The sequence below is a fragment of the Klebsiella sp. genome (assembly GCF_027492335.1).
Classification (GTDB): Bacteria; Pseudomonadota; Gammaproteobacteria; order Enterobacterales; family Enterobacteriaceae; genus Klebsiella; species Klebsiella huaxiensis.
Genome location: NZ_JAPUEW010000010.1, coordinates 1 through 12,622, shown reverse-complemented (window position 1 = coordinate 12,622; position 12,622 = coordinate 1). Strand labels below are relative to the sequence as shown.

8 protein-coding genes are annotated in these 12,622 nt (G+C 52.0%); 7 read left to right on the top strand and 1 reads right to left on the bottom strand.

Going from position 1 to position 12,622, the window contains the following annotated elements; all coding sequences use genetic code 11:
- Nucleotides 1-185 precede the first annotated feature (185 nt).
- From QVF11_RS03790 to QVF11_RS03765, 6 genes are all read left to right on the top strand, one after another.
- Nucleotides 186-1,871 carry a ShlB/FhaC/HecB family hemolysin secretion/activation protein gene (locus QVF11_RS03790; RefSeq protein ID WP_287855251.1) on the top strand — a complete coding sequence of 562 codons (1,686 nt, stop codon included), beginning with the start codon at nt 186-188 and terminating at the stop codon, nt 1,869-1,871.
- Nucleotides 1,872-2,112: 241 nt separating this feature from the next.
- Complete coding sequence (locus tag QVF11_RS03785; RefSeq protein WP_287855250.1) at nt 2,113-7,455, top strand: two-partner secretion domain-containing protein; 5,343 nt, start codon at nt 2,113-2,115, stop codon at nt 7,453-7,455.
- A complete protein-coding gene (locus QVF11_RS03780) occupies nt 7,455-7,958 on the top strand; it encodes a contact-dependent growth inhibition system immunity protein (RefSeq protein WP_287855249.1) in 504 nt (167 codons plus the stop codon). The genes QVF11_RS03785 and QVF11_RS03780 overlap by 1 nt, the downstream gene beginning before the upstream one ends.
- A 459-nt stretch (nt 7,959-8,417) precedes the next feature.
- Complete coding sequence (locus tag QVF11_RS03775; protein WP_287855248.1) at nt 8,418-8,768, top strand: hypothetical protein; 351 nt, start codon at nt 8,418-8,420, stop codon at nt 8,766-8,768.
- 122 nt (nt 8,769-8,890) lie between these two features.
- Entirely contained in the window at nt 8,891-9,277 is a 387-nt protein-coding gene (locus QVF11_RS03770; RefSeq protein WP_287855247.1) for a hypothetical protein, read from the top strand.
- 448 nt (nt 9,278-9,725) lie between these two features.
- Nucleotides 9,726-10,628, top strand: coding sequence for a GGDEF domain-containing protein (locus QVF11_RS03765; RefSeq protein ID WP_287855246.1), 903 nt, complete (start codon nt 9,726-9,728; stop codon nt 10,626-10,628).
- 11 nt (nt 10,629-10,639) lie between these two features.
- Here the strand turns inward: QVF11_RS03765 and QVF11_RS03760 are convergent, their stop codons facing one another.
- Nucleotides 10,640-11,473: a helix-turn-helix transcriptional regulator gene (locus tag QVF11_RS03760; protein WP_112215213.1), complete on the bottom strand. Its 834-nt coding sequence runs from the start codon at nt 11,471-11,473 to the stop codon at nt 10,640-10,642.
- A gap of 253 nt (nt 11,474-11,726) precedes the next feature.
- Here QVF11_RS03760 and QVF11_RS03755 point away from each other — a divergent pair, with 253 nt between their 5' ends.
- A complete protein-coding gene (locus QVF11_RS03755) occupies nt 11,727-12,494 on the top strand; it encodes a phytanoyl-CoA dioxygenase family protein (RefSeq protein WP_112215212.1) in 768 nt (255 codons plus the stop codon).
- The last annotated feature ends 128 nt before the right edge of the window (nt 12,495-12,622 follow it).

Below are 12,622 nucleotides of genomic sequence, written 5' to 3'. Positions count from 1 at the left end.
GCCCCCGGGAAAGGCAGATCAGCATCAACATCCCCCGGGCTCCTTGCAATTAAGACACCCGCAGCCATTCGACCGATCACTATTCCTAAAACGGTCATTTTTCAGCCTCAATTGTGGAGAATTTGTGGATTAATCAACGATGTTAATGATAACTATTTGCTCTAAGTCACGAAAATGGAGTTTCGATGCCTGTGCAATCTGCTTTCCCCTGCGCGCTTTTCAGCGCCGCTATTCTGCTGGTTTTCCCCGTTTCACTGGCGGCTGCACCGCTAAGCCCGGCTGACCATAATACTATTGAGCAGCAGCAAAAAGCGTTGCTGGAACAGGCTCAGCAGCAGCGTGACTCACTGCAGGGGGCTTCGTCACCCCCGCGTCTGCCTGATGAGCCAGCGCTGACCGAAGACAGCCGTTGTTATGCGCTTCAGCGCGTGGAGGTCTCCGGCGTGACGGTGCTCTCTCGTTCGGCGCAAACGCGCTTCGCCGCAGTTCCGGCGAGTGGTTGTATGACGTTTCAGGATATCCGCCAGCGCGTTCGGGACATCACCCAGACCTATCTCGAAAAAGGCTACATCACCTCCAGCGCCTGGCTACCGGAACAGGATATCTCCACAGGAAGGCTGAACATTGCCGTGACCGAAGGGCGAGTGGAATCGGTCCGCGTCGACGGCGAAAAAGAAGCGGCGTTGCGAATGGTCTTTCCCGGCGTGGAAGGGCAGGTGCTGAACCTACGCGATCTGGAGCAGGGGCTTGAGCGCCTCAACCGACTTTCTTCCCGCCAGTTAACTATCGATATCCTGCCGGGCAGTACAGCCGGATACTCGCAGGTTCAGCTGATCCCGACCAGCCCCCGCTTTCCCGTCAGCCTGACGTTTGGAGCGGACAACAGCGGGCAAAAAAGCACCGGACGCGGGCAGATGAACGCCGGGCTGGTGGCGGACAACCTGCTGCGGCTGGCGGACCAGTGGTCGCTCTCCGCCGCCCGCGACAGCGAGTTTCACCACGATCGCCGCAGCCGCAGCCTGCAGGCGGGCGTCACCCTGCCTTATGGCTACTGGCTTTTCAGTGCGCAGTACGGCTGGTCCGACTTTTATCAGCCTGTTTCGACAGGGCAGTCATCCGCCCGCTGGCGTTATGACGGCAGCGTGCAGACTCAGCGTGCGACGGTGAACCGTACCCTGTGGCGCGATGGCAAACAGCGGCTGGCGCTGGATGTTGATTTCACCCGCCGCAAAACCGAAAACAGCCTCGGCGGCGTGCGTCTGAACGTCAGCAGTCCAACGCTCACTAGTCTGACTACCGGCCTTAACTACAGTCGCTCGCTGGCGGGCGGCTGGCTGACGGTCGGTCCCGCTTTCGCTCATGGTCTGGGCATCGCCGGAGCAACGGAAGACGACCCGGCGCATCCGTCGCTCCCGCGCAGCGAATATCGCCGTTTCAGCCTCAACGGCAGCTGGTTTTATCCCGTGACACCTTCTCTGTACTGGCTGACCTCCGCATACGGCCAGACTACCCCCGACACCCTCTATGCCAGCGAGCGCATCTCCGTTGGCGGTCAGTATTCGGTCAGAGGGTTTAAGGAGCAGTATCTGACCGGCAACCGCGGCGGCTACTGGCGTAATGAGCTGACCTGGCAGTGGCTGACCCTACCGCGATTGGGGACGCTGTCGCTGACTGGTGCGCTGGATGCGGGTCATGTGATGAGCGAGAACGGAAAAATTGCCGGCGGCAACGTAGTCGGATCTTCTCTGGGACTGGAGCTGAGCGGGCGCTGGTTTACGCAGTCGCTCTCCGCGGGCTTCCCGCTCGCCTGGCCCGATTCGCTGAGCCCGGATAAACCGGTGGTTTACTGGCAGGCCACCCTCACGCTTTAGAACCTATCCCAGTAGGCGTAATCGTTGCAGGCAGTTTGGACACGGACAGCGCGCAAGAACCGGAGCGTACACGTAGTACGTGAGGATGATTCGCTACGCTCACCCTTCGGGCCGCCCTGAAGGGCGTTCAAAACTTTGTGAGTATTGTCTGAGCACTGCCCAGGGCCAAACTGGCAAATAAGATAGCCCTAATGGGATAGGTTCTTAACTGCTAGCACAACAAATAAGGATGTTTATCACAATGGAAAAACCACTCCACCCGTTAGCGCGGGCGGCAGGCTGGCTGTTGATTTATCTGACCGCCGTGCAGCCGATGCACCCCGCCATTGCCGCCGGTATCACGGCGGCGAACGGCAACAGCAAAGTGGTGATGAAGCCGGGCAACGTCCCGGTGGTCAATATCGCCACCCCCAATTCTGCGGGTATTTCGCATAACCGCTACACCGATTTCAGCATTAACGCGCCCGGCGCGGTGCTGAATAATGCCACCGCTGCGGCGAAATCGCAGCTGGCCGGACAGCTTGGGGCAAACCCCAATCTCAAAGGCAAGGCGGCGGAGCTGATTATCAATGAAGTGACGAGCGGCACCCGCTCGGCGCTGAACGGCAAGCTGGAGGTGGCCGGGAAGAAGGCTAACGTGATGATTGCCAACCCGAACGGCATTACCTGCGACGGGTGCAGCTTTATCAATACCCCTGGCGTGACGCTGACCACCGGTAAACCGCAGCTGGATAAGCAGGGGGCGCTGAGCGCGCTGGAGGTGAAAAAAGGCAGCGTGATTATCGGCAGCAAGGGCCTTGACGGCGGTTCGGCTGAATATGTTGATGTGATAAGCCGGGCGACGGAGCTGAACGGTAAAATTCGCGGTCGCACGGTGAGCCTGACCCAAGGGGCGAACAAGGTTAATTTTCAGGACGGCAGCATTAAACCCATTGCCGGAGAAGGTACGCCCCCTCAGTTGGCGGTAGACACCAAAGCGCTGGGCGGCATGTACGCCAATAAAATTCGCCTGGTGGCCACGGAATCCGGTGTTGGCGTCAATCTTAATGACATCACCTCGACCCAGCGGGACATCTCGCTGACCACGACGGGGAAAATTACCCTCGGCAACGTGAAAGCGCAGACCGACCTGAACATCAGCGCCCGCAGCCTTGCCACCAAGGCGGGCACCAGCGTCAGGGCCGAACGCGATATGACCCTGGCCGCCACGACGTTGGAAAACCGCAGTGCCACCACCGCCCACGGCGATATGCGTATTTTTGCTGACACAGTACGCAACGGCAGCGGTGCTGCACTGCACAGCAACAAGAGTATGTGGATCCAGAAGGACGCGAAGGGGAATAAGGCCAAGCTGGTGGAGAACCGCTCGGCGCGTATTCAGACCAACAGCGGAGATTTGGTGATACGGACGGACCGGCTTGAGAATGTGATTAATAAAGCCGAGGCGGTGGTGCGGACGGAGAAGCCGGGGAGTGCGTTGGTGTCGAATAACCGGCTGGGTTGGTACAAGACCCATCTAGGACCACATGGAACTGCTGTTATGGTTCCTGTTCGGGTTATCGGCGCTATGGATGCTGGTGAACCTCAGCGCTGGTTTGGAACTGTTGATTTTGAAAATCTGACCTGGCTGAATACTGAAAAAACGCGCTATACCGCACAAATTCAGGGGGCCAGGCCGGTTATCAGCGCGGGTCAAAATCTCTATATCCATTCCAGTAGTCTGATTAACCGGCTGGGAGATATTAGCGCTGCCCGTGATGCGATATTGACTGGACGTTCACTTATCAACGAAAGCCGTTATGAAGGCGTTTTACATAAATATTTCTTCTACGGAAATAACCCAGTCCCCCGAACTCTGGTCCCTGAGAAAGAAAAAGGGGTTTCTCAGTTATATGGTATGACGCAACTGCATAAATTTCGCCATTCAAGTGAAACAACCGACTGGGTGCAGAATAAATTACATGTTTCCCGTCTGAAAGCAGGCGGTAACCTGGTTGCCGATTTCTCCGATCGCATCGAAAGCAGCGAACCGCATCCCGGCGGCGCTAAATACGCCAACGTCATTGCACGTCCTGACACTATCACCGCCAATAATATTCTCCTGCGATCCGGCACGATTATTACCAGCGATGTGATGAAGGCGACCGGTGATATTACCCTGCTGGCGGATAAAACCACCCGCATGACCCAGGCGCTGCTGACGGCGGGGAAAGATATCTCCGTACTCTCCGGCGGCGGGCTTGAAGCCAGGCAGAGCGAACTGAAAGGGCGCAACATTACCCTCGTCAGCCGCAGCGGCAACGTCACCTCGCACACCAGCGAAGCACCGCACTACTTCCATGCCGATGGCATTCGCTGGCTGGGGAGCCTGGAAGCCACTGGCGATCTCTTCATTAACGCGGGCGGCAATATTCTGCTCAAAAACACCCGCCTGCCGGTGCAGAGCAAAAATATCGCCATGACGGCGGGCGGTGATATCACCGTCGATAAAAACGAAGCGATGCTGGACCATCAGCGCCCCGGCGTTCAGCTTTCTGCAGAGCGAAAACAGGAACTGTTTAGCCGCATGCTGCCGGGCGACCCGCTGCGTGCATCGGGTGATATTACCCTCAGCAGCGGTAAAAACCTGACCTTAAAAGGCATTCGTGCGGAGGCTGGCGGGAACATCAGCATGACTTCAAGGGCGCAGGCTGATTTCAGTATGCGTACCCTCAGCGAACGTTTCAGCCCGTACTTCCCCACCACCCGTACACCGGAACTGCGTAGCGTGCTGAAGGCAGGCAAAAACCTGCTGATCAACGCAGCGGCGGATATCTCGCTGCCCGGCGCCAGTGTGGTCGCCGGAGATAAAGCTACTTTACAGGCCGGAAGGCATATCCTGCTGCCAGCCAAAGGCTACAGCGTCACCGACAGCAAGAATGACAATAACCATGATGAACTGAACGTATTCAGCAGCATACGCGGCGCAAACCAGCTGACGTTGGCGGCCAGTGGAACGATTCAAGCGGCGGGGAGCAGTTTGACCTCCAGTGGCAATATCTTCCTGACCTCCGGCGGCAATATGCGCTTTGAGGCGGTGAAGGGGACCCAATATCGGGAAAAGGGTAGCAGTTGGAGCGAAGCGGTCACCCAGACCGGCGTCACGCTGAACTCAGGCGCGGCGCTGACGGTGATTTCTGGCGGCAGCATTCTGTTCCAGGCGACTCGTTTGATTGCAAAAGGCACGATGGATGTCGCAGCAAAAGGCGGCTGGCTGTATGCCCAGGCGATGGAGGAGTCGAGCCACTACGAGAAGAAAACCGTCAAGCGCAAGTGGTGGGGCAAGAAAACCACCATCAAAAAGACGAAGCACGAGACGATAAAAAGGGTCACCGAGTTTACCGCCGGGGGCAATATCAACCTGTTGAGCCGCGACGACAGCACTTATGAGGCGAGTAAAATCGCGGCAGGGAAAAACGCTCGCCTCACCAGCACCAACGGAAAGGTCAACTTCCGGGCGGTGAAAAATACCACTTTCGAGCAGACGGTAACTAACTCGAAAGGTTTTTACATTAAGCAGAGCAACCGGGGCTACAGCGAAGATAAATGGGTCCTGCCGTCAATCCATGCGGGCGGTAAGCTGACCATCGATGCGGCTGGCGGCATCAGCGCCGATGTGCGTACCCAAAACGCCCAGACGCTGCAGGGGGCCGTCACGGCATTGGGTGAACTGCCCGGCACCACGTGGCTGAAGGGGTTGAATACCCGCAGCGATGTGCAGTGGAATGCGGTTAAGAACGCTTACGACGGCTGGAACCACCAGAGCCAGAGCCTGAATCCGGTGGTGGCGGCGGTGATTGCTGTTGCTGTTGCTGCTGTGACGGCAGGTGCCGGACTAGCCGCAGCGGCGGCGACCAGTGCGGTATCGGCCACTGGTGCGGCTGGCGCGACTGCGACGATGGTTTATGGTTCTGCCTATGCCGGGATGTCATCGCTGATGTCTCAGGCGGCGGTGGCGCTGGTTGAACACAAGGGTAATCTGTCGAAAACCCTGAAAACGATGGGTAGCAGTAGCTCGGTGAAATCGCTGGCGACGTCGATGGCGATTGGCGGCGCGCTGGCCGGGTTCGACAAGATGATGGCGCTGGACGTTCCGGCAGATAAAGCCCGTTTACCTGTGCTTATCAAAGATGAGGGTTGGACCAAAATCGCCCAGCGGGTTGCCGGGCAGTCGGTTATCAGCTCCAGCCTGAACACCGCTATCAACGGCGGCAGCTATAAAGACAATCTGACCACGGCCCTGCTGGCTAACGTCGCTGGTCAGATCAACGCTGAAGGGGCAGGACTGATTGGCGACAACGGTCAGGTGCTGGGTCCGCAAGGTAAAATGCTCAGCCACGCGGTGCTGTCGGGCATCAGCGCCGAGATTGCCGGCGGCGATGGTAAGGGGGCTGCGGCAGGGGCGCTGGCGGCGGAACTGGCTGGAGTGCTATTGGGGGAGAACACCGTTAAACCCGAACAGTGGCGAGTTAAGTCCGAGCGGCAGGCGCAGATGGCAAGGGTTCTGGGCGCAACTGCAGGAGCTGTCTTTACCGGGAAAGCAAACGGCGTATATAGCGGAGCGAACGCAGCGGAGACGACATTCCGGTATAACTATCTAAGTCATAAGCAAAAAGAGCTGATGAACAAAGATTTGGCTGCCGCTAAAACGCCGATGGAAAGAGCGTTTGTGAAAGCCCGGTGGGGAGTAACGAGTCAGACGCAGAACGGTGCGTTTGTGGCTGGTATGGTCTCAGGTGTTCCGGTTGAATTCGTTGAGACCGCCCAGAGCGCTATTGCTTTGATGGAAAACCCCGCACAGGCGATTGACGCGTTTAAGGCTTTGATGCGTGAGGATGATGTCTGGTCTGCAATTACGAACAGCGTCAAGCAGAGTTATATAGCCCGTCTTGATGCCATGAAAGCCAGCTATCAAAAAGCGGGTGTGAATGGAGCCTATAGCGCAGGCCTGGAATTTGGTCAGTTGATGACTGAGGCTGTAACGTCGGTGCTGGGCGTTGCGGGGGCTGCCAAGTATGGCGCTAAACTCACGGTTAATGGGGTTAAGGCGCTTGAGAAGGTTGTAGCAAAAAACTCTCGCAGTCTTGTTGATATTCGGGATATATATAAAATTGAGAAGGACGGAAGCCGAACTCCGATGAGCTGGGGGGAGGGGAATTACAAACAGGGATTTACGTTTGAGGACTATATGGCCAGACAGCTACCGCCAGCAAGCAGGCTTCCCGAAAACTTTAAAACATTTGATTTTTTTGATGAGAAAAGTGGGGTCGCAACTAGTGTGAAAACGCTGGATACTAATACACGTTCCCGTATAGAAAATCCTGGTAGGATTTATACAACGCTTAAAGGGCACATTGACTCTACGCTAACATTCAAAGAGCATGAGTTGAAGGGGAAAGTTGTATATGCAAAGAATATAACCAAACGGGAAGTTATTGTTGCCGTTCCTAAAGTCACAACAACCCAGCAATGGGAGCAGATAAATAAAGCAATTGTTTACGGTACCGATAAGGGCGTAAATGTGAAAATAACGGTGGTGAAATAATGAATAGCGATTTTAAAAGAATGAAACACTCTAGTGCTAAGTTTAATCAAGATATTTATATAATAGAAACTTATTCTGGCTATAGGTCACAATTAAAAGATCCTGAGGGTGAATGTATCATACTGAATTTAGATTGCACCGATGAAAAAATGGGAAGTGCAATAATACTTGCATTATCAGCAAGTCGGTTGGTTGAGCCTGACGATCAGGATTTCTTTTCGTTGGAGAAGTCCAATGAGAGATATCTTGGGTGGGTAAAAGATATAATGGATAAATTTGGTTATAAAACTAAAAAAGCCCTATTCAAAAAAATGAATAGTTGTTCTATTACCCAATTGGATGGCATGATTACTTTTAGGCCAACAATCCATGAAAAGCTAGAGGGATGGTCTGGCGATAGAATCGATGAAAAAGACTATGTAGTAATTTCTGATACCAGGTCTCCTGAGGATATTGGGGCTGCATTACGTTTGGCTTTTACCAGATGTAAGAGTCGAGTGTAATTAATTTCAGACTATTTGGATATCTCCCTTCTGTATGAGGGGAGTATCTTACTCAGCAGGCTACATCTATACAGAAAATATCTATACGAGTCCATTAGATCCCAATTAACAACACCTATTGTTCATTCCAGAATTAATGTCTCTGTAAAAGGCTGGAAACATATTGTTAAACGGCACTTTTCAGATAAAAATGCTAGCCAATTTACAATCGAACTTAAGGGGGATTCTCCAAAACCGAGATATTGAAAATGTTCCAATTAGTCGTGTAGTCGATAGTAAAGATGTTCCCCCGCTATGAGCGCGTTATCGTATTGGATAAAAATATTGGCATCGATAAATTTGGTAGTAATCTAAAAAAACGATGACAATATTTACAGGTGAAATGGGTAATTTAGTGACAACAACACCAGGTTCTCGTAAGTTTATTACAATAATACCGAAAAATGGAGCGACCCAATAATGTTTATAGAAAACTTTCCTGATGAGGTTGAATTGTTGGATTTTTTTGAAAGTGAACCGGTTTACTTTGAGCGGGAGAATGTAAGTTTTATTTATCATGTTAAGGATGACCATGGATTCAGCATCGATTTTTCATTTAGTATTGTTGAAGGATGGGTTCATTATGTGATAAAACATAGGGAAGTTAATGTTGTTGATAACTCTATTGATGGGGTTGGTTCGCTTTTACTAGGGAAAGATACAAAAGGTGAATATTTATATGTTGAACTGAATTCGAATTCTTTTGTCAGTAGAACTGAGGTGAGAATCGTACCTTATATATCAATAAATAGTAATATTGTCTCTAGATAAGATATTCTTGTTTCTAGGGGTGTGGTGTGATTTAATTGGACTTGAAAACCCAATAAAATATACTGTTAATATTTGTCTGTTATTAATCTTGTATATGAAGGATTATATAAAGGTTGGCAAAAATGATACTGAAAATTAAATTTCCAGATAACTTAATTACCGGAATGCTCTCAAAGCAAAAAAATATACCATGTAGAGTTCAGGTTTCTGATAAGTTTGAGATCATGTTTTTTACAGTTATTCCAGATACACTTGGTGTTGTCTATGATTGGGACCGAGAACTCTTTGAGGAACGAGCCATGGCAGGAGCGGGAGGTTTGTATACCCATTACAAACCTGCACTAATAACTTTAAACCAAGAAAGTGATGATATATATGAGATTGTTGAACTGTCTTTATTTTATAATGATTTTGGATGGTGTCCTGTAATACATAATGGAGCATATGCCCCTCCAGTTAATTTTTGGGATTCTGATGACGAGGATCCTGATTATGTTCCTGGTTCTTAATCAGGAAGAATATCTCAACCATTGGAGCTGTGATGAATTGCCGATTTTTACATGGTCTCTTTGGTTTTGAAAGGGGCCTGATACAATAACAATCTCAAATTAAATGTTTGATAGGGTGAATCTTAGGTGATCTCCTGCAAACATCACTTCGATAATAATCTCATATAATACCCAACCCACCAAACCTGGAAACCACCTCCCGCAGTCCCAAAAAATCCTCCCCAACCCGCACTGATAGCTAAATCCCTATCAGGAGAACCCTATACCATCCGCGGCACTGACTTCGTCGCCATGGATTGGTAGTACGTTGGAAAATTCCGCGGGGTCAGTCCACTCTCTCTTTCGCTGATATCCCCCATTTACGGGCAATGCGCCTTTAAAGTTCGCTCGAACACCGTTGGCTGGTATGCTTAACACATGGTAAGCCACGTTGTTGAGAGACCTACCCATGCCTGAATGCGAAAAAAATATCAATATTCAACCACTCTCCGCTATTTCCCGAACGCATTTTCTTCCCGCACTGCTGACGATCGTTGCCGTATCCGGCCTGTGTGCATTTGTATCGCCGCCGCTGGGGCCCTGGAGCGTGATTTTGTCTAATCCTGGAATGTATATCGACTTGTTGGCGCTGCTTTTTCTGCTGTTTATATTGTGGAGTTCGACCAAAGTGCGCATGAACCACGTGGCGGTTAACTGGGTACGCTACGGGCTGCTGCTGTGGATTGCCGGGGGCACGTTTGACCTGATGGACGAAATCTTCCGCCAGCCGCGCTGGATGGGCTACTACTGTGAAGATCTCTTGCGCCTGTCCGGGATGCTGCTGACCGCTATTGGGATCTACAAAATCATTGAGCGTATCAATCTTCTGTACGTCGATGCGCGTTCTCAATCGCTGAAGGATGAACTGACCCAGTTGCCAAACCGTCGCTTTTTTATCGACACCATTCGTGAGAAAGAGGGACATTCGCTGGCGCTAATGATTGTCGATATCGACTACTTTAAGAAAATTAATGATACCTATGGGCATCTGGTGGGAGATGAAGTGTTGTTTGCCCTTGGTAAGCAGCTGGCAAAGCTCACCAGCGATAAAGTGCTGCCTTCAAGGATTGGCGGCGAGGAGTTCGCCATTATTGTTGATGGCCTGTCGGCACAGGAAGTTGATGAACTCGCGCAGTCAATTTTGCAAAATGCCCGCGCAATCCTGATTAATCACGATAATCCGCTGTCGGTAAGCATTGGTGTTGGCCTGCGCAATCAGGATGAACCGCAGAATGAGTTTATTAAAAAGGTCGATGACGCGCTCTACAAGGCGAAAAATAACGGTCGCGGGCGCGTGGAGTGGGCCGCATAGCGCGGCCTGAATCATCCCTGCTGCGCGCTGCGGCAGTGGCGGCGATATTCGGAAGGCGAGCGTTCGGTGTAGCGTTTGAACACCCGACAGAAATAGTTGCTGTCGACGAATCCGCAGTTATGGGCGATCTCTTTTACTTTCAGATCGTAGCCGCGCAGCAGCTTTTTCGCTTTCTCAAGGCGCACGCTGGTGAGAAATTCGTTGAAGCCGACGGAACCTGATTTCTGGAAAATATGCGAAAGATAGTTAGGCGTGATATGAAAGCGTTTCGCCACCGACTCGCGGGTCAGGGGTTGGCTGAGATGTTCTTCCAGATAATCCTGCACCGCCATAAACAGATCGCGGCTGCGGCTGACCCGCATCTCCAGGCCAACCAGTTGCTCAAGGCAGTGGCTTAAGAGCGCAGAGACCACCAGCCTGGCGGTCACCGGGTCAGGCTGTAAGCAGATTTCATTGAGCGACAACAGCAGATAAGAACCCACGCGCGGCCCCAGGCGGGCAACGTTCTGCTTCTCGGTTCTCAACTGCTTTCCGTCCCAGTACTGCACGCAAAATCCGAGCTTCTGGCGACCAAACAGGATGCTTAGCGTTGATGCCGGCCCGGTCCATTCCGGCAACGTCCACTTACCCGCCTGAACGTAGAGCACCTGTGAGGCGGATAATACCGGTTCCGACAGCGGTAGCCCGCTTTCCTTGAGTTCACCCTCCAGCACAATCTCCAGTCGCGGGAAGGGGACTTTAAACGCCAGCTCAGGTTCGGAGATATCCGGCTCTGGAAATCTGACGTGCAGATTATCCTTCTGATTTACTAAGCGATTTAAAGTATCTGCCAGATCGTCAATCATGCCGTAAGCCTTAGAAGAGAACCATTATCCTGTTGATTATAATCTATTTTATCAACACTGATTTGTTCTGCATCAGCCCGGTTGGTTATTGATAGCTCCGGAATAGACTGAAAAAACGCTGGATTTTGATAGCCATCACACTTTTTCCTGCCGTGTACGCTTGTCCAGTTTTTCGTAGTTTTGGCCTCATGTATTCCCGGTCGGCACAGATTAGAGTTTGTTTTGTGTTATCGATAAGTTAAGGAATATAAATATGGAACAACAATCTGCGGTTTATCTGAATGCGCTGGGGGCTAATATCGCGCTGTCCTCGAAAATGAAACAGGAGCTGGATACCCTGGGTTATACCGTTGTGCATAACGTGGCGGACCCGGAATGGCTGGAGGCGATGCGTACGCTTATCGATGCTATCGTCGAAAAAGAGGGCGATAACCTGGCGATTGAGCATCATCAGGAAGCGACGGCAACGCGCATTGCCAATCTGATTAATAAAGGGGTGGTTTGGGAGAAAGTCTGGTCCCATCCGCTGGTCCTTTCTGCCTGCCAGTATATTTTTCAGGGCGATTTTAAAGTCTCCAGCCTGAACGCGCGGGAAGCGCTGTTTAACGGCGGCCACCAGCCGCTGCATGCGGACTGGAAAAAACCGCGTCCGGATTTCCCGAAAGTACATCTGGTTAATGCTATCTGGGCTATTGATGATTTAAGTGCGGAAAACGGCGCACCGCGCATTATTCCTGGAACGCACCACCGACCTGAGCTGCCGGAAGAGGTGTTGGATAATCCAGAGCTGACGCATCCTGATGAAGTGGTGTTTGCCGCTCCGGCTGGCAGCGTAATGATTTACAACGCCCATGCCTGGCACGGCGGGACGCGCAATCGTATCGGCAGCAGAAGACGCGTATTGCACAGTTTGTATATCGACCGCGAAGATACGGCGCAGCAGGATCAGCAGCGCTGGCTGACGCCGGAAACCGCCAGCCGCCTGACGCCTGCGCAGAAATGGCTGCTGGGCGTGGAGTAAATCTGAAATTGTTGAGCACGTTGTTCCCGGAGGCGGTGCTGCGCACCTGTCCGGGCTACAGAATCGCTGAGCACCGGTAGATACTGTGAACGTCTGCAATCATTTTTAGTTGCCGGTGCTTTCTCCGG

What these genes read in the sequence shown, in the direction of transcription:
- QVF11_RS03790 (WP_287855251.1), top strand. Translation starts at nt 186, where the DNA reads ATGCCTGTGCAATCTGCTTTCCCCTGCGCGCTTTTCAGCGCCGCTATT.
- QVF11_RS03785 (WP_287855250.1), top strand. Translation starts at nt 2,113, where the DNA reads ATGGAAAAACCACTCCACCCGTTAGCGCGGGCGGCAGGCTGGCTGTTG.
- QVF11_RS03780 (WP_287855249.1), top strand. Translation starts at nt 7,455, where the DNA reads ATGAATAGCGATTTTAAAAGAATGAAACACTCTAGTGCTAAGTTTAAT.
- QVF11_RS03775 (WP_287855248.1), top strand. Translation starts at nt 8,418, where the DNA reads ATGTTTATAGAAAACTTTCCTGATGAGGTTGAATTGTTGGATTTTTTT.
- QVF11_RS03770 (WP_287855247.1), top strand. Translation starts at nt 8,891, where the DNA reads ATGATACTGAAAATTAAATTTCCAGATAACTTAATTACCGGAATGCTC.
- QVF11_RS03765 (WP_287855246.1), top strand. Translation starts at nt 9,726, where the DNA reads ATGCCTGAATGCGAAAAAAATATCAATATTCAACCACTCTCCGCTATT.
- QVF11_RS03760 (WP_112215213.1), bottom strand. Translation starts at nt 11,473, where the DNA reads ATGATTGACGATCTGGCAGATACTTTAAATCGCTTAGTAAATCAGAAG.
- QVF11_RS03755 (WP_112215212.1), top strand. Translation starts at nt 11,727, where the DNA reads ATGGAACAACAATCTGCGGTTTATCTGAATGCGCTGGGGGCTAATATC.